This window comes from Mycoplasmopsis citelli (genome assembly GCF_900660645.1).
GTDB classification, from domain to species: domain Bacteria; phylum Bacillota_I; class Bacilli_A; order Mycoplasmatales; family Metamycoplasmataceae; genus Mycoplasmopsis; species Mycoplasmopsis citelli.
Window position 1 is genome coordinate 332,246 of the sequence record NZ_LR215036.1, and the last position, 20,878, is coordinate 353,123.

5 protein-coding genes are annotated in these 20,878 nt (G+C 26.7%); all 5 read right to left on the reverse strand.

The window, feature by feature from the left end; genetic code table 4:
* Window positions 1-149: 149 nt before the first annotated feature.
* The gene (locus EXC58_RS00955) at window positions 150-494 is read right to left on the reverse strand and encodes a hypothetical protein (RefSeq protein ID WP_129725201.1); all 345 of its coding nucleotides are present in this window, start codon (window positions 492-494) and stop codon (window positions 150-152) included.
* Between the two features lie 644 nt (window positions 495-1,138).
* A complete protein-coding gene (locus EXC58_RS00960) occupies window positions 1,139-9,715 on the reverse strand; it encodes a coiled-coil domain-containing protein (protein ID WP_129725202.1) in 8,577 nt (2,858 codons plus the stop codon).
* 12 nt (window positions 9,716-9,727) lie between these two features.
* Window positions 9,728-18,193, reverse strand: coding sequence for a coiled-coil domain-containing protein (locus tag EXC58_RS00965; RefSeq protein ID WP_129725203.1), 8,466 nt, complete (start codon window positions 18,191-18,193; stop codon window positions 9,728-9,730).
* Window positions 18,194-18,393: 200 nt separating this feature from the next.
* A complete protein-coding gene (locus tag EXC58_RS00970; RefSeq protein ID WP_129725934.1) occupies window positions 18,394-19,080 on the reverse strand; it encodes a potassium channel family protein in 687 nt (228 codons plus the stop codon).
* Between the two features lie 4 nt (window positions 19,081-19,084).
* Window positions 19,085-20,875 carry a TrkH family potassium uptake protein gene (locus EXC58_RS00975; RefSeq protein ID WP_129725204.1) on the reverse strand — a complete coding sequence of 597 codons (1,791 nt, stop codon included), beginning with the start codon at window positions 20,873-20,875 and terminating at the stop codon, window positions 19,085-19,087.
* Between the last annotated feature and the right edge of the window lie 3 nt (window positions 20,876-20,878).

Genomic DNA, 20,878 nt, shown 5'->3' on the forward strand with positions numbered 1-20,878 from the left:
CTTGCTTATTTGGTGTAAAAAGTTGGCTAATTACTTTTTCTTTAGACTTTTTAACAGAGTTTTGAAAATCAACATCTTTAACTAAAGAATAGTATTGTTCTAAAAGATTTCTTTGTTCGTGGGAGTCTTTAGCAACATTAAGTAGTGCCTTAGGCGTAGAGTGCCTTAGGCGTAGAGTGCCTTAGTTTGTTTCTTTGTTGAAGCATTGTTGCGATGCTTGAATTTTCATTTGCAAGAAGTTGATTTGCATAATCTACTTCTAAATAAAGATCCTTAATCTCTTTATTGTTTTGATCTGAATTTGAAAGATCTTTTAACTGAGAAATTGTTTTATCAACTTCGTTTTTTAATTCCATAAAAAAATATGTTTGCTTAGTAAAATTTCTGTGATTACTATGCAATGACAATATAGCACCTAAAGATGCAATTGCACCTGCTCCGGTAATACCAGTTGCTATTCCTAATTTTTTAAGTACTTTATTTGTTTTTTTCATAATAAACCTCATTTTTGAATGATTGGATAAATTTATCTTTTGCATTTCTAAATTGAAGATAAATTAATTAACAATTTAAATATTACAATATTTTAATAAATATTGAATCTAAAAAATAAAAAAACTAAACTGAATTAAAAAATGATATGAAACCCATAATTTTGGTTTCATATCAAAATTTATTTCAAGAATTCACTCATTGTCGGAAAAGATCTGTATCAACAAAGTTTTTATAAACATTGTAAAATTCTTTTCAATTTGCCTTAATTTCCAATGTAATAAAATCTTATTTTTCATAACATTATAAGTATCTAAAATTGGATAATTTTTGCATCTACAGATAATATCAATTTTTCTAAATGAAACTTAAATTAAGCTTGGAGCATTAAAATAGTTACTAAAATAATTTTAAGAGAGAGATATTGATTTCAAATAATTTATTTTTAATAGTGCCATTTACAAAATTAGCTTTATCAAATAAAATTGAAAATATCGAAAAAAACTCATAAAAGTCTTTTTTAAATAGTTTTTGAGTAATTTTTCTTTAAAAACAAATAAAAAGACAGGAGTTTTAAAAAATAAACTACTAAATTAGCTGAATTTTCTAATTTTTGTATTTACTTCTTTTCCTGTCTTATTTTAATTTAACGAATTTTAAATCAAAATTCATTAACTAAAGCTGAAGTTAAGGAGTTTCGAGCTGTTGCTTTGTTAAGCTGATTTCCAGATGATTGTCAATCTTTAGGCGGTAGCGGTCTTAAAATAGCTGAATTTGGATTAGTTGGATTAGTTCTATAAACAGTACTTTGTCCACCATTAATTGGGAATACTGGAAATCCACCAAAAGCATCATCTTTAGTTGTTGGTAATCAATTATTAGGTGATATATTAGGTCTAAAAATTTTACTATCAAAGGAAGCGAAAATAGAAAATGCTTCAGCTAATTCTATAGGTTTTGGTTGATAATTAACCACATTTCTTCCAAAATGACCTGAAAATTCAGTTAAAAGCATTTGATCGGAATTTTTTAATGAACTATTAGTTTTATAATTATCTAAATTTTGCTTTAGACTACCTTTATTAAAGACAAATAAAGTATTTTCGGTTCATGAATTATAAAAATAAACTTTTCTAGTCACTACATCATAATCAATATTGAAGTTATATAAATTTAAATTTAATCCAGTTGGTAAGCGATTTGGAGGTGTTTTATATCAAAAATGTGCATCATTGTAAATATTAGCATGTCCTGCTTGTCGATGAACAAAAATCTCCTCATATGTTCCGGGTTGTCCAGATCCACTATTTCCACCATAACCTGGTAATCCAGTAATAAATCCTCCGTTTAATTGTAAAAATGCAAATCCTTTATCATTATCTTTAGGGATAATATTTAAAATCTCAAAATCTTTATTTGAAGTTAATGATACATTATAAGTAATTGGAATAGCAAGCTGATTTTCAAAATCAAATCCATACTTTCTTTGTATATTACGGTTATTTTTATCCAAATAAGCACTTAAACGATTGGTGGTAGTATTATTTGAACTTGTTTCAGTTGAATAACGAACATTTTGTAAGCTTGGATTAGTTGAAGAATTTAAGTTAGTCAAATAAGTGTTGTTTGGTGTGATAATGCTTGAAGAAAAATTCGAATTTTGAGTATTTAAATCAAAAATCGCCGCTTTCATTTTGTTATACACTTTAGTAATGACATCATTTTTAACTTGAGTAGCATTACTTGCATTTGCATTAGCTACTTGCGGAATATTTCATCCAGCATCATCAACATCAATAACTTCGACTTTAGCATTAATTCCAGCTTGATTGTTATTGATAAAGATACTTGATGTTTCATTTGGAATAGCAATAGTATCTAAAGTTTTAAATGTAATTACTACCTCTTTTTCAATTTTTAACTCTCCAATATTAGTGTTATTTGATTCATATGAATACACAATTTTAGCTTTAAGTGATTGACGATCAACTTCATCTTGGGTTTGAGTTACCAAGTTAAATCAACCATTAGGAGAGTATTTTTTAAGATACACTTTTAATTTTAAAGGTGAAAAAATTGATTTAAGGTCACTAGTATCTTTGATGTCTTTATCAGTGTAAGCAAATTGCTCAAACATATCAAGAAATTGGTCATTATTATCAATTTCGAGCATTTGTGAAGTGTTTGCAGTTGCATTAGCAGTAACTAAAGAATTAATAGTATTAACAAATTTCTTGCGTGTAATTTCATTTTTAGCAATAATAACTTTGTATTTTTTATCAAAAGTTGTGTCTAATCCACTTTCAATTGGTTGAAGTGGATTGGTTTTATTTGGATCATCTTCAAGTTGTTTTAATAATAAGACTTTATTTGATTCTTGCTTAATTCAATTATTATATTCATTGATTTTTTTAACTAAATTAGCTAAATTCAAATTAAGATCATTATTTTTATTTAGGGTGCTAAAATCAAAATTATTATCCGCACGAATATTATTAGACATACTTTCAATTGATTGTTTAAAACTTTTAAAAGAATTTTTAATATCATCAGTATCTGATGAATTAGTTTGATACTTAATATTTGAATATAAATCAGCAAATACTGTTTCAAGAGGGTTTTTACTTAATGTTTGACTCACTGTATCTTTAATTGCTTGTTCTAATTCTAAAAAACTGTGGTTAAGTTTATCAACTAAAATTGCGAAATTAGCTAGTGATCCAGAATCATTTTTATTTTGTAAGGTTTGATAAATGTTATTGACACTTTCGTATTGATTTTTAAAAGTATCGTATTGATTTTCGAGTTCTTCGATATTGTTGTCTTTAAATAAATTGTAACTTTTACCATTTATATTGACTTTTAAAGCATCAAATTGACTAATTAATTTAACATAAAATCCACCTTGACTATTTCCTTGCTGAGCTTCAAATTTTTCAGCAAATTTTGCTTTGAGTGAATTTGAAAAATTATTTAAAATATCACGATAATTTCCATTAATAATATTTACTAATGAGCTAATTTTTTGTTCATAATCATTAACATTACTAAAATCAAGTTGTAAAGCAGTATCAATTGAATCTTTTAAAGTCACAATATTTTGATATAAAGAATTATCTAAATGTGAAGCCGCACGAACAATTGTTTTGCTTGGAGCAAAATCATTAACATAATCTAAAACTGTACTTTGAATATTTTCTAAAATATTAACAGTTTTGGAATATAAAGCAAAAATTTGTAAATTAGCCACTTCTTTAGCATTACTTAAATACACATTGACTTTTGAATATGATAAAGAATCTTTACTTTGAATTGCAGTGTCTAAATCATTAATTCCTTTTGTAACAAAATTATCAACATATGTACTTTGGGAACTATTAGGATTAATGCTAGCACTAGTGGTGTCAAAGAACCTTTTAATTTGATCATTAGCATTTTTTTGTTGTGTTAATTGATCTTTTTTGGCATTGATTAATTGATTAATATTTGCTTTAATTGTGTTTAAGAGTTGAATTTTAGTTTCTTCATTATTATCATTATTAGTTAAAGTAGCAAGTACTCCAGATGCTCCGCTGATTGCACTATTAATTTGATTAAAAATTGTTTGTACTGCAGCACTATCTAAATTTGAATCTTGTAAAGCAATAAAACCAAGAGCTTGATTGTATTGCCTTTGTAAATTAATAGCATTATTAAGAACATAATCAATTAATGAATTTTTAGCTCCTTGTCCTTCACCTGGTTGAATATCTTTTACATCTCTAAAGTAAGTGTTAAATAATGATTGCAAATTAGCATTTGCTGTATTATATGAGTTGGTAAATTGATTTAATTTATTTTGAATTACTGTTTTTTCATCTGTAGTTAAAGTAAAATCATTATCAAATTTAGTTTTAACTGCATCATATTTATTTAGTAAATTCAATTTAAAATGCATATTGGTCAATTTCTCAATAAGATTATTAATTGAATTATCATCTGTAAGAGCCATTTTAGCAGCATCATTATAATATCCATTAGCTTGATTAATTAATTCTTTAGCTTGATTTTTTGCATCAATAACTAGCGGTTCGTTGCTGATAATGATATTATTGTATGCATTTAACTCATAAGCTTTTTGAGCTAAAGTTTTAAGATTATCTATATTGCTTTGAATTATATTTACTTTATTTCGAATGGTGTTTAACTCACCATTTTCGTTTGGAGAAATTGTAAGTGTATTTTGAGTGTTATTTTGATTTTCTAAAGTATCTAAAAAAGCAGTTAAATCATTTTTAAGTTTATCATGAACAAGTGGAGTAAATGAAGTTCTTTTTAAAAGAATAATTTTCTCATTTGTTTCATTACGATAATTACTTTTAGCTTCAATTGAAGATAATTTAAGATTAATTTCTTGGATAATTTTATTAGTTAAAGTCTGATATTGATTAACACTTTTACCACTTTGAGGATTTAAGTTAAATAAATCATTAACTAAATACTCATTTTGAGTATCTTTTCCAAGTGAAGAGTTTGAATAAGTTTCATTTTGTGGGATACTATCTCAAACTAGTGAAAGAGCATCATTTAAATCATGAGCTGAACTTGAAGAATTATTAGCCAATAATGTATTGGTGAAAGTTAATACATCTTGATCGGTTTGAATAATATTTTTAAACAAGTTAGCTTTTTGAGTTAAAATTTCAATTTGATTAATAGCCTCTTGATTGTATTGATTATTATTTGCAGCTTGCTCAAAACTATCTAAATAAGCATTAATTTTGCTAAGTTTATCAAGTCCTGATGTTCCATTTAAACTCTGTAAATTAAAAGTAGAATTATTAATTAATGTTTTAATTTCAAATAATTTAGTTGCAAGTTGATCAGAATTGCTTGATTTTTCTTTAGTAAAAGTAATTTTATCGCTTAATTGAGTATAAAAAGCAATATTATTTTCTTCATTATTTGGCTTATCTTTAAAGTAGTTTTCTTTTGCTTGGGTAATAAATTCATTGAGCTTTTGCGAATATGTGTTTACTAAACTTGAACTTGAATTTTGTAATGAACCTAATGTACTTTTAGCTTCATTTACACTAATAGCTAGTTGAGCTAGTGACGGAACTTCATCTTTGATAATGTTAACTTTATTTAGTAAAGTAACTAATGTTTCTTTTGAAGTAATGGTAGTTGCTTCTGTTTTAACTTTATTAACAAAAGTGTTTAATTTAGTTTCAATATCAGTATCATAAGTAGCTCCAAGAGCATTACTTAATAATTTGACAATTCCATATGAACCAGCAGTTAAATCATTATTTTCTAAAGTAGCAAGAATATTTTCACGAATTTCTTGGATTTCAACTTCTTTAAGATAAGTTTTATATAATGAGGTATGTTTTTCTTGAATTTCGTTTGAAGAATCTGATGAAACAACCAGTGAAATTTCAGCATCAGCTTTTAGAGTCTCAATTGAAGTACTTTGTTGATTGCTTTGAGTGATGTTTTTAGTTACATAATCAGCAATTCGTTTTTGTAAATTAAATAATTTATCAAATGCAACGATCTTTTTATTAATTTCATTTACACCATCTAAAGTTAAACTATTTGAAATTAAATTATTCGTAGTGCTATTTTTAAATAACTCAAAAGATTTTTTAATTTTTGTGTGTAAATCACTACTTCCAAAAGTATTAGAAGAAGCAATGGTTTGGAGATCACTTAATTTATTTAAAGCTAAATCTTTTTGGTAACCAATTTCAAGTTTAATTGCAAAATTATTAATATCATTAGTATCAACAATGTTTTTTTGATTTGCTCCCTTAGCTTTGTTATATTCATTTTTAACAGCACTAAAATAAGTTTCAAAAGAATATCCCGCATTGGTACTTTGCAATTTTGTAGCATTATTATTTAAAAATGTTTCTTTAGCATCTGCTTTAGTAATTGCTTGATTAAATGCATCTAAAAGATCTTTTTTAGTGGTTTTGTATTGTTTAATTTTAGCTTCAAATTGAGCTTTTTGAATCTCAATTTGTGCAACAGATAATTCATTATTATAAATAAGTGAATTGCTTTCTTGTTCAACTAAGCTAATATCTCTTTTTAATGATGCATAAATTTTTCAATCTTTATTTTCTTCTAAGATCGAATTTAATTTTTGCTCAACTTCAAGAAATTCTTTTTTAGCTTCAATAACTTCCTTAGCTTTACTTAAAGTCTCAATTTTTAAGCTAATTTGATCTTTTTCATCACTTACTGATAAATCATTATTACCAAGTAATGTTTCGATATAATCTGATAAGACTTTAGTTGCTCCTTGATTGTATAAAGTATATAAATCAAGCAATTGCGAAGAAAGATCAGCTAGATTTTTTAGTAGGTCCATCTTTTCTGCAGCAAGAAGAGCTTTTGGATAATTAAGCTGAGATTTTTGTACTAAAGCATAATTATTGACTGCTCCAAGAGTTGTAACATAATTATTATTAGCTGGGTTTGCTTGAGTTTTTTTAGTTGCTTGAATGTGATTGTTAATTTTTTCAATTTTATCTTGCTCATAAGCAAGTAAAATTTCATTCCCTCGCTTAAATAGCTCATCTTTTTTATTTTCAAATGATTGCTCATTTGGAATATTTTTTAAATCATTTAAACGAGCCACTAACTCATCAGCAGATTTAATTTCTCTTTGAGCTGTAGTTATTGTTTGATTAGTTTTATTTGCTGTATATGGTGCAGAAGTGTGTTCTCCAATAATTGTAAGTAAACGTTTTTTATTAATTTCTAACTCATATAAAAATGGAGTGGTGTTAATTAATTGATTTGCTTTTAAAATTGCATCTCTTTGTTCTTGAGGAGTTAAATTATTTGAAGAATCAGCTAAAAGCAAATTGTAGTTTTTTAGTAAATTTTTAGCTCCTTGAGAAGAAAGATCGCTTTGATAATTTGTGTCAATGCTGGTTTTTAATTGTGCTATTTTTTGACTTAATAAAATTTTCAAATCCGCTTCATTTAGATCCTTAATTGCTTTTTCTAGTTTATTTTGAGCAGCAATAATTTGCTTAGTAGTTGCATTTGGATTTTCAAAAAGTCCCTGTAATTGTGCATGAGCTTGTTCAAGAGCGTTAATATAGGGTTTAAATACATTTGCATTAGGACTAGCTTTTTTCTCATCTAAAGTAGCTAAGGCTTCTTTATCAAGAAGTGATAATTTACGAAAGTCATTAGCTGTATTAGTTAAATTTTTTAGTTTTTGATCAAGATCTAAAATTTCTGCTTCTAGTTTATCATCTCCACTTCCAGAGTTAACTTTATTACGAATTTGATCTAAATTTTGTTTATATTTGTTATATAAGTCAATTCGTTTTTGTTCATTTTTAGTTGGTACATAAGTATCATCATTATTTGAAAAGACTACTTTTAAATAATCATCAGTAAAAGATGAAAAAACTTCAGCATGAGTTTGCTTATTTGCGTTAATTAAATTTTGAAGCTTTGTTTCATAAATTTTTATTTGCTTAATAATTTCAACAGAAGGAATTGGATTAAAATCCTCAGTTATTGGTAGGGATTGTTCATTTAATTTGTTTGCTTCTTCAATGATTGTTTTATTATTTTGGGTATTTAATGTCTTAAGAATTTTAACTTCATGTTCTAATAAAGGGATCAATTCTTTTAAATTGCTCTTTAAAATATTTCTAAAAGTTTCATTAAGTTTATTTTTTACTGTTTTTAAATAAGCAGTTGAAATATTAGTTGAATAAGTTTTAATAACTTGATTATTTAATTCATTAAGCTGATTTTGGATATCTTCACTGGTAAATTTAAAGTTTTTAACTTCAGTAATTTGGCTTTGAATTAGTTGTAATTCGCTATTTAAGTAACTTAAATCTTCAAGTTCTTTAATTTGAGTGCTATAAAAAGCAAATAACTGATCAACTAATTGTTTTACTGGTAAATTTCTATTAACAATAGATTGAAGTTGTGAATTAATTAAAGTGGCTTTGGTTTTGCTGATAATACGATTTTCTAGAGCTTCATTAGTTTTAGTGGTCAATTCTTCAATTAATGAGTTTGCAAATTTTAATGAGTAAAAATCACTAAATAAATTATTTTTAGCTGATATAAGTTTTTGCTTATCATTAATTGATGCTACTTGTAAAATTAACAAATTAAGAGTATCTTTATTAAAACTTAGCGTTGAATTAAAATTATTTACATAAGCAGATAAATCTTTAATTACTTGCTGAATTTCTGCTACTGTTTTTTGACTATCGGAAATTTGTTCATAAAAAGTCACTACACTGTTGCGAATTTGGTTAATATTTGCTTTAGTTAGGGCTAAATTAAGATTAATTTTAGCTGAATCTAAAAACTTTTGGATGTTTTGTTTTTCTGTTGCATTATATGCAGAGTTATGAACATAAGGTTGAATTTGTTTTAAGTATTCATTAATTTCGTTAATTTCATTTTGCGAGTCATTAAGAATAAGTTGCAGTTTTTCAACTTCACTACTAGTATCTTGAGAAGCAATTTGAATTTCATTTAAACGAACATCAGTGCTAATAATTCGAGAATATAAATGACTAAGGGATGAAGTGGTATCTTTTTTGAGTCCTTCAAAAGGAAGAACATCAAGCATATTCGCAGTTCCTTCAAGAAGAACAATATATGGAGTTAAAGCATCATTTTGCTGTTTAACTAATTTAGTAATTTCTTGTGATAAATTCGTTAAATACTCACTTTTTTGGGAATTATTAGTATTATGTAAGTTTTCAAAAAACTTAATACTTTGGTCTTTTTTGCGTTGAGTTAAAGCATCTTTTAAATCAAGTTCGCGAATCCGATCTTCTTGATTGGAAATAATTTTATTTCAAAATGTTGATGGTTCTTCATCTTTAAGATTTAAATTATTTAGATGATTAATATAGAAATTAAAGGCTTTTTCTTGTGCTAAATCTAAAGCATCTAACTTTTGGCGAAGTTTTTTATTTGGATCTTTTCATTGGTTTTTAGCTTCTTGATAGGCTTGAGTAATTTTATCTTTTTGTTCTTGCGGTGTTTCAATATAAGGAGAATAAATTTTAAATAAGTTTTCGCCTTGAAGAAAATTACCATAAACTGTTGATAAATTAACATCTTCATTAGAGTGAATTGCGTATAAAGTAACTCCCAAACCAACAGCAGCTGCAGTCACTGTTGCTGATGATATAATTAAGGCTTTTGCTAGTTTTTTATTTTTGATTTTAAACATAATTACTCCTTGTTAATGAACTTTAAACTTAATGTTAAAGAATCCATTTGATCCAATAGCATTTGTAAAGTCACTTTCTCCAATTCCTTTATCTTTTCCCGAAATATTTTCAATTGTTTGAATTAATCCATCAACAGGTCATAAACGAGAACCATTTTGGCTTCTTTTTTTATTTAAAGCTTTAAAAGATAGTCCTTCTAAATCTCTGTATCCAATTTTGTTCATAACATAATGATAGAAATTTGTATCATTTCTAGTTGCGTTATTATTTTTTCCTGAGTTTGAACGTCTAAAGAAGAAAACGTGCCTTAAAACATCTGGTGTTCCTCCAAGAGTTATATTTTGAGGATTTGATGTTAGATTTTTATCAAATCTATTTAAAATTTGTCAAGTAATTACCATTAATACTGTACCATCAGCATTTCCATTTGTCATTGGAATTCCGATAACAAATGGAAGAAATAATAAATTTTTCCCTTGATCTGTGCTTGCGTTGTATTTATATTGATATTGATTAACTCAATCGTAAGTTTGTTGATCAGCAGTTCCAATAAGTTTTCTTGAATAATCAGTTTTATTTTGATATTGCAACCCTTCATCTGAAACAAAATTAGGATTTAGTGTTCTTCAAAAAATTTGATTTCCTACCTGTGTGTAACCTTTATAAGTTCCTGTTAATTTAACTTTAATTCTAAAATAAGGTGAAGAAGTAGTGGTGGTTGAAGGTGGTGCATCAATATTTTCGGTAATATCCTCAGAATAAAAATAAGTATTATTTTGAATGGCTTTAACTAAAGAATATTTATTAAAGGCACTAAATATTCTTGCTGGAGCTTCTAAGTTATTTCATCCAGCTTCTTCAGCAGTAAATAATGGAGCATTTAAATGATCTTCATCAGAAATATTGTCTTTAGTAATGCTAAAGGTATCAATTGTTTTGAAGTTAATTCCGATATTTTCAAATTTAACCCCAAAACTATGAGCGTTACTAAAGGCACTATTATTATCGTTTACTGAATTAGGTTCGGTAAATCTAAAGTACAGTTGAATAAATCCTCTTCGAATTTTTGGATCAGCTGTTAAACGAGATTGAACATACTCAGCGTTTGGGTCAGTGGATGATTTATAAGCAAAAACTTCAACGTTATTAGTATTAAAAATTGAATCATTTCCTTTTAAAATATTAAATTTTTCAAATAAATTTCCAATTATTCCTTCTCCTTGAGCATTAATATAAGAATTAATTTTTTTAGCCTTGTAAGCAACTCCATCAATAGTAATATCTTCTTCATGAACACTAGTTCCTTGAAGAGTGTTTTTAAAGGATTCTAATGTAGTGCTTGTTTTTGCGATAATATCTTCATAATTGAATTTCCCACCATTTTTTTGAGTTAAATACTCAAAAAATAAATTGGTATTATTTGGATCGGTTGTTCATTTAAATAATTTATAAGCTAAGTCAAATCCGTTGGTAATAGTGCTAAAGATGTCAATATCGCTTGCGGTGCTTGGAGTAAGATTATTTAACTCTGTAATACTTGTTAATGAAGGTGTTACGAGTTTGCTATATTCACTTTTAACTAAAGTAAATTTATCTTGGTCAGGAGCAATATTTGGGTTTGCTTGATCACTTGAAGCAAGATATTTTAACAAATTATTTAAATTAGCTCTTCCTTCAAATCCTGAAAGTCCTGTAAGAAATTTATTTAGCAATTTTTGTAAAGTATTTTGATCAGTATTATTGCTTCCAAAAACTAAATTAAGCAATTTTTCTTTAGCTTTAGCTAGTGCAACAACAATATTTTTATACTTATCAAAATACGTTTGTCTTTGAATAGTAATATTTGCTGGAGTATCGGTAGTAAATGAAACATTTGATTCATCAATTTCATTTTTTATATCACTTTGAGAATCGATTGTTAAAACATTAATTTCGCTTAAAAAGTCATTAATTTTAGTTTCTAACTCAGTTGTTTGTAAATGAGTATCTATAAGGGCTTTACGAACATTTTCAGTTGAACTTAGATCGGTTAATTGTTCTTTAATACGAGATAAGTTGCTAATTTTAATCAAAATTGAAGGAATTGATTTAATTGAAATGAGATTTTGATAATAATTAAAGAATTCATCAGCTACATTAGTAAGGTTATTAATAATATCATCAGCATTATTTTGAGCAAGGAATGTTTTAATATTTGCGTCACTTTCACTTGCTTTTAGAGCATAACTTTGAGCATTTGTATGTAAGGTATCAGCTGCTGTTGGATTAATTGCTTCTCCAAATGCATTTAAATCATCTTGAGTAATTCCGGTTGTTTCAAAAATAAAACTTTGACTTGCTCCATTGGTGTTTTGAGAATTTAACAAAGTGTAAAAGTCATTAAATTTATTTTTATATGAAGCATATCTGTGAGCTTGTCACTTGAAAATTGCTACTCTTTGGTTAATGTATTTTTCGTGAGCATTAATTAAATTTTCATTAAAAGTTTCTAATTTGCTTGCACTTGAGATATCAATACTTTCAAGTGGGTCTAAAGCAACTGATTTATAATCAGCTAAAAGTGGAGAATTATTTGCATTAGGAAAGTGATTATCAATATATTTACTTAGTGATAAATGTAAGGCAAAATCTCTTTTGGCTTTTTCAGTTTCAGCTTTTAAAATTTGATCAAGTACTCCACTATGAGAATTGTATATTTCCGAAGAAATTCTAATTTTTTCAGCTTCATTATGTGGATTTGCTTTTAAAATGATGGTAGCTTCAGTTATTTTTGCTTCTAATTGAGTGTAAAGGACTTGAATATCTTGTGGTTCATAATTTGAATTAGTGTTTTGATGATTTTTATAAGTATTGAAATATTGTTGAGCTTTATAAATATTTGCTTGCAGAATTTGTGAATTGATAAATGCAATAGTATATGAATTATCTGTAGAACCAGTAATATACTTTTCCTCTAAACGATTATAATCTTCTTTAGTTTCCAAATTAGAATTATTAGCTAACTCATTAAATGACTCATTAATAATGGCTAATAAAGGAGCTTTAGCATCAACGCTTAGATACTCAGCATTTCCTGGATTAGAATTAAAATCATTTAAATCTTTTTGGACTTTAGCTATTGTAATAGCTAATGTTAAACGTGCTGTATATGTATCAAGAAGTAAAATATTACGATCTAGTGCAACGTTGTCTTTAGAAGTGTAATAATTTGATAAACCAATATTTATTTGCTCTTGTAACTTGGTTTTTGAAGCAGTAACATTAGCATGATTTTGAACGCTTGAATCCAAGGTAGTTAATGAATTAATTTTAGCATTAGCTTGAGTAATTAAATGAGCAATTTGTTTGTATTTATCAAAAAATACATCTATTTCCACTGCGTTTCTAATAGCTTGATCCATTTGAGCTTTGCTAGTAGCGTTACTAATTGTTTGAGCTTGAGTATGGAAAAATTCATCAGCTTTAGTTTTTAAATCATTAAATTCTGAATCAACGTGATTAGTTCCAGTTTGATAAAGTATTTCAACTTCTTTGGTTTTAATTCCTTTATCAGTTGGAGTATTTTTATATAAAAGTTCAAGAGAATTTTTACGAGCTAAGTATAAATCGTATTGATTTTGAAACTCATTAACCAAATTTGGAATTAATACAGTACTAATTTCACTAGCAGTTTTTGCAGTATCAGGAATGCTTTTCAAAATAATATCAGCTAGTTTTTGAGCATCAGTATCAAATCCATAATTGGCATGCATTCCAGTTTTATATTCAAAATTATTGTAATTATCAGTATGATCACTTAAAACTTGATTTTGAGTATTTAATTTTTCATTTTGAATTGAAATTAAATTATTTAAGGAATTAACGGTATTTTCAACATTAAATAATTTTGTTTGAGTAATTGGAGTTGTATTTAATATTGTTGTTAAATTATTAAAATATGTTTCAAATTTAGTTTTACCTTCTTGTGGAGTTCCTTGAGCTCCAGTTCCTTGGTGATATAACATTGGGATTTTTGTTTTTTCACTTTGAACTAAACTATATACTTGAACAAATTTATTAAATAAAGCCATTTGTTCTTGTAAATTTTGTTCTTTAGAGATTAATTCTAAAGAATTAAGCGATAAATAAGAATTTTTATAAGCATTATAAATATTTGAAATATCATTAATAATACTTTGTTTTCCAACTTGATCAGAAGGTATATTTGGGTTTGCACTTACTAAATTTTCTGCTTGTTTGGTGGTAATTGCTAATTGTTTTAAATTATTTTCTTTAAATTGAACTTCTCCAAGCAAATTATCAATATTAATTAGCTCATTTCTATGTTGAACTGCGTTAGTTTGAGTAATTAAATTATTTATCTTAGTATCAATTTGAGTTTTTAAACTTGAATCGATATGATTGTTTTGAGCGTTTAATTTTCCATCCACTTCAGCTAAATAATTCTTAATTTTTTCAAGTTCGCTTGCTTTAGCTTCTTCAAGAGAAACATTATCAAAATAAACATCTCTAATTTGGTTTCTTAAATTCAAAATACTTTCAGGAGTTTTTGTGTATAAGTCATTATCAGTTCCTTGATATGGAGTTTTGTTATTTAATTGAGCAAAAAGCGTATTATTTGGACGCTGATTAGTTAATACTTGAAGGTTACTTTGATTTGGGTTACTTTGTGAATTTTTTCCAAAATAATCAAAAACAACCTTAAATTGTGTAATTAAGGAATTTAGAGCCGAAAGTTTTTGGTAATCTTGCTTAATTTTAACTAAATCTGATGTTTGAGTGTAATTATTAACAGTGGTTTTTAAAGCATTAATTCAATTGCTTATAATTCCTTTTCATGAATTGCTATAAGCATTTTGAATTTCACTTGAATAACTACTAAATGGGTTTAATTTATCAGCTAAATTACTTGAATCTTGCATAAATGCATCTTTTGCATATGCAAGAGGAAGTTCATTAAGTTTAGCAAGTAGTTGAGCTGTTAAGGTTGTCTTTTTCCCGTTAGTATTAGCTGCGTCTTTTAAAGAGTCAAAATCAGCAAAAACTTTATCTGTATGAGTGGTAGTTCTTAATCCATCAGCATTTTTTTGACCATCATATTCAGTTTTTTTGCTATTTTTTAAACTTAAAGCTGCGTCTCAAGCCTTTTCAATCTCATTTTTTTGATCAGTTGCATTTTGAATATAAAAATCAATTTCATCCCGTAAGGCAACTAAATTACCTTTTGAGTTATAAAATTGTCCAATTTGCTCTTCGTAACTTTGGGTTTTGACATCATAAACACTAATTGCATGATCAAAAATAGCACGATTTCGTTCGCTTGATGTATAAACGTTTTGCAAGGTTTTAAGATGATTTTGAGCTTCAATTCGACTTTGGGTTTTGGCAATTTCATCTTTTAAAATCCGAGTTTTAAAATCAATAACTGATAGTGAATCGCCAAATTTAATTAATGAATTAATTGGTTCATTTCTATTTCCGCTTAAAGGTTTGTTAGTAATTGCATTTACTAATGTAGTGTATGCAATTGAGCTATTACTTTCATCAACTTGAGCTAATAATGTAGCACTTAATTTTAAGGCTTGTGCTAATTTTAAATAATTTTTAATTTGATTATTTAATTCATCAACTTGAACTTGAGTTTTGGTTGGGCTATCAATTAAATTATTAGTTTCAGTATTAATACTTTCAATTGAAGTATTAATATCTAAATAAGGCCCTTTGTTCATTAAATTAGGGTCTGAAACTTTATTATCTTGAATTTCTTTATTAGTTTTTTTCAATAATGCAACTGAAATAGCAAGTGATAAAGCTTCGTGCGAATTATTAAGTTCCACAATTTTAGCATTAATTTGATTTTTATCAAAGTTTGGATTAAACAAAGTCTCAATAAAAGAATCAACTTCATTATTAATTTGTTTAGCTTTATTAAATTCGCTTGTTGGAGCAAAATTTGAATAATCATTATGCTCGGTATCTTTAACTAATGCTTTTAAAGTATTGTTTTTAACCTCTAAATCTTTAGCAGATTGTAACGTATCCATTAATTGAGCAATTTGTTGATTGGTTTGTTCTCTTTGAGTGTTGCTTAAAGTAGTTAGGGCTAATTGTTCTTGATATTGAGCTAACTTATCAAGAATTTTCTTTTGCATTTGAGTTGGATTCCCATTTACTGAATAAGGAGCGAAAGTATCATTAATTTCTTTAGTATTTTCTAATGGAGCTTTGGTGCTTTGATATTCAGCTTGTTTATCTTTGTAATCTCTAATAGCTTGAGTAATTTGATCAATAAGATCATCTAAATTATTTACATTTGCTGCATTATTTAGAGTCCTTAAAATACTATTTTTAGCTGCTTTAATTTTTAAAATTTCACTTTCTAAATAAGCCTGTTCAGCTTTTTTGTCTTTTGAAGAATCAAGGGTTTCATCTCCCAAGGTTACTAAATTTTCTAATTGTTTTCAATTTACTGAAGTTATTGCTAAGTTATTAAGTGAATTAGAAATTTCTTTGAATTTTGCTTCTTTTTGTTTGTTAGTTAAAGTTGGGTTTTGAGTTGTAATTTGACTTTGCTTTCTTAATTCTTGGGCTTGATTAAACAAATTTTGACCAAATGGTGAATTAATTTCTTTATTTTCATTGGCAAAAACTTTAGATATTGAATTCTTTGTTTGAGTAAATTGCAATAAAGCCTTTTCATATCCTTCACTAATGTGAATTTTTGCACGAGCTTCTTGATAAAGCTTAATTAATCTTTGTAAATCTTCTCTAATGGCAGTGGAATTTATCGGAATTAAAGTTTCAGCTTGCTTATTTAAAAATTTTAGTTGATTTTTTATATCAATAGCAATTAAATTATCATCATCAACAGTAATAAAAGATTGAGCAAAATCGTATCAATTTTTTAGTTCGATTCGATTAATTTCTCTTAGCTTATTACTTTGAATTCATAGTGCTTCATTTAATTGTTTAACGGATGGATTTGAATCAAGTAACTTATTAATTTCAAGATTAATTTCAGATAAACTTTTTTTATCGATATTAAATCCTTTAATAAGAGAATCTAAAACTTGTTCATTTAATTTTGATAACGAGTTTCGAAATAGCGAAGCTAATAAATCATTATCATAAATATCATTATGTAATGAATTGAGTTTTTCTAAGTATTGATCAATATTATCAAAATCAGAATTAATAATGCTACTTAATGAATCACTAAAAGAATCAGCATCAATATTGCTAAGAGTTTTATTATTTAAATATTGTCCAATTTGACTTTTAATAGAGTTAATTAAATTTTCAATATTTTTAACACTTGAAACTAAATTTGTAGCTTGAACAATACTATTTAAAATATCGCCCTGAGTTTCTTTAGGGTTATTTTGAATCTTTTGAATTTGTAAATTAACTAATTTTTGAATTTGCGAATCATTTGAAATGGATTTAAGATTATTTAAACTTGATGATAAAGTTTGCAACAACTTATTTGTATCAGGGGTTTCTTTAATAATTGTTTGAAGTTGATTATTAACTAAATCATTTAAATAACTAATTTCTTTGTCTTTATCAAGAGCTAAGGTTGGAGTTGGGCTTAAAGCTTGATTTTTATAATTATCGATTCGATCAAGAAAATTGTTTTTTAATGATTCATTAGCTTTTAAATCAATAACCTCATTACGAACTTTAATGACATTTTCAAGAAAATTATTTAATGATTTATTAGATTTTTCTTTATCTTTTGAAAGTTTAGCAATCATTTGATCATAAACTTTTTCATATTCAACCAAGGCATCTCTTGAATACTGAGGTTGATTTAGTAAATTTAAGATTTGATCAATAGTAGAAAATAAAGCACTTTTTTCTTGAGAACTAAATTTAGTTGTGATATTTTTAATTAATTGCTCATGATTATTTCAAATTTTGGTTTCAAGACCAATTGAAAAGTCATTTTGTTGCTCAATAAGCGGATCAACAACTTCATAAAAAGCTTTAAGAGCATCTTGTTTATTTGGTGTGGAAAGTTGGCTAAGTACTTTTTCTTTTGCGTTTTTAATTGAACTTTGAAAATCAACATCTTTAATCAAAGAATAATATTCTTCTAAAAGATTTTTTTCTTCGTCCGAGTCTTTAGCAACATTAAGCAGTGCCTTAGGCGAAGAGTGCCTTAGTTTGTTTCTTTGTTGAAGCATTTTTGCGATGCTTGAATTTTCATTTGCAAGAAGTTGATTGGCATAATCAACCTCTAAATAAAGGTCTTTAATTTCTTTGTTATTCTTCTCTGATTTTGAAAGTTTTTTTAATTGAGCTGTTGTTTTATCAACTTGATTTTTCAATTCCACAAAAAAATATGTTTGCTTAGGAGAATTTGTGTAATTGTTATGCAATGACAATACAGTACCTACAGATGCAATAGCTCCAGCTCCGGTAATACCAGTTGCTATCCCCAATGATGTAACTGCTTTATTTGCTTTTTTCATAATAAACCTCATTTTTGAATGATTGGATAAATTTATCTTTTGTGTTTTTAAATTCAAAATTAAAATAATTAATAATTGAAAAATTATAATATTTTTTGATAAATATTAATTTTAAAAAATGAAAAACTAAACTAAAAATGATTTAATTGCATCTTTTAGTTTAGTTTAATATAAAAATGCTTATTTAGAAATTAAAAATTTTAAGGTGCTGGTGGTAAAGGTTCATTAAGCATTTTAAAAATATCAGTAACATCAGCAATTTCACCAATAATAGTAACTAAATCATCTTTTTTTAGTACTGTATCACCTTGGGGTCTAATTGTAATTGCTCCACGTTTTATGAGAACAATAGTGACTCCAAAATTGTTAAAATTTAAATCTTTAATTTGTTTATCACTAAATTCTTCGCTAATAACTTTAGTAGTTCCAAGAACAAAATTATCTCCAAGTTCTTTAAGATTTTCACTATAATCAACAAAGTGCTTGTTTCCTGCTATTAATGCCGTTCTAATTCCAGCTTCATATTCTGGACGAATAATAATATTAACTCCAATTTGTTTTAAAACCCGAGCATGACGCTCATTGATTGCTCGTACAATTAAGTTTTTAACTCCTTGTTCTTGAAGGGCAGCTACAATTTCAATATTATCTGGCACAGCAACTACTACTGTTTCAATATTTTCAATTCCAATACCTTTTAAAGCTTTAATTTCAGCTGCATCAGCAATAACTACTCTTTGGACTTCATCCACAAAATTACGAGCTGAATCTTCATCTTTATCAATGACTAGAATGCTTTTATTCATTAAAATAAGTTGCTCAATAACTGCTCGTCCAAAACGACCAGTTCCTATTACTGCAATATCATTTTTATGTCTAATTCCCATAATTTTATCCAATCGCTACGTCTTCTTCAACGTATTCATAATATCTATTGTATCTTTTTTTGCGTTTTCACACAAACATTAATGAACTAACTCCAAATTGTCCAATGAACATTACTATAGTAAGAACAATTTTAGAAACTGGATTTAATACTGGAGTTACTCCAAGAGAAAGTCCAGTTGTTCCAAAAGCGCTACAAATTTCAAAAATAATTTGCTCAAGTCGATAACTTTGTTCGTTATTATTTAAAGCACTATATGCATTAAGTGTCCCAGATGAAGGAGCTCCGTTTTTACTATATACATCAAAAGATGTCACACAAACCATTGTTGCAATAACAATTAATGTTAAACTAATAATAAAAACTTTAAGTGCATTAAATGTGTTTTCTTTATTAATCGATCTTCTAAAAAGACGAATTTTTTGATCTCCTTTAAATGTGGAGAAAAGAGCTAAAATTACCAATGCAAAAGTAGTAGTTCGAATTCCGCCACCTGTACTTGAAGGAGCCGCTCCAATAAACATCATAATCGAATATATAATATAACTATTAAAGGTAAAATCTCCAAGAGAAGCAGTAAAAAATCCAGCACTTCGTGTCGAAAGACTAATAAATAAAATAGCAAAAGTTTTTTGGAATCAATTTCCATACATAGGTCCTTGAGCTAAAATCGAATTTATTGTCTCCTTATATTGGGAACTATCAATATCTTTGCCATCAAGACCTTTTCATGGTATTTTTCATTGTCTATCATTAATAATGTAAAGTTGATAAGCTTTATTTTTATCATTATTTTTATTAATTGATACATAATATTTGTTTCAAAAGCTATCCAAATCCTTTGAAACAATTTCAAAAATTAAAGAAAATACAAAACCAAATATAAAAACAACTAAATAAATAATTATTGAAATTTTAGTAAATAAAGTAAAGTTATATTTTCCGTGTTTTTTTGAAGATTTATGTTTAAATCAACCGTATAAATCATATAAAACTGGATAACCTAAACCACCAATAACAAATAAAATAATAAAACAAATTTGTAAAAAATAATCATTATAGTATGGCATTAGTGAATTAGAAGAAATAATGTCAAATCCAGCATTATTAATTGCAGAAATTGTGTGAAAAAATCCAAATCTAAATGATTTTGATCAGTTCCCTTTAGGTGAATCAAAAGGAAGTTTGTTCCCTATATTTTCGTATTGATCTTTTAAATATTCTCCAATTCCTGGAGTGTAATTTGTTTCTGGAGCATAATAAAAGTATATTGATAATAAAAACCCAAAAACAAAAGTCATTAATAATAAAAATTTAACCGAAGCAATAACTAATTTTAAAACTTTACCTGAATCATTTCCGCCACGTTCAGATTGAACTAAGTTCGCTTCTCCAAGCGAAATACTTTTGCGTCTAAAAATAAAGTTAAAAACAAATAATTTTAAAGCAAAAATCCCTATTCCACCGCTAAAAATTAAAATTGCTATTAAAATTTGTCCAAGAATATTAAATTGCGAATAAGTTGATTTTACCGTTAATCCAGTGTCGCTAAAGGCACTTGAAGCAGTAAAAAGTGCATCAATAAACGATAATCCTTCTTCAAATTTTACTCCTGAAATAGGATCGATATTATTTTGAGAAATCGGAGATCAAAGTAGTAGTGCTGAAATAATTACAACTAAAAAATAAACAAATAACAAGTATTTGAGTTTCGGAACATTTTTTTTGAACTTGCTAATTTCTAAAAAAGAATGGCCAAATCAACTTTTTTTAAATCAGCGCTTGAAATTGTCCATTTT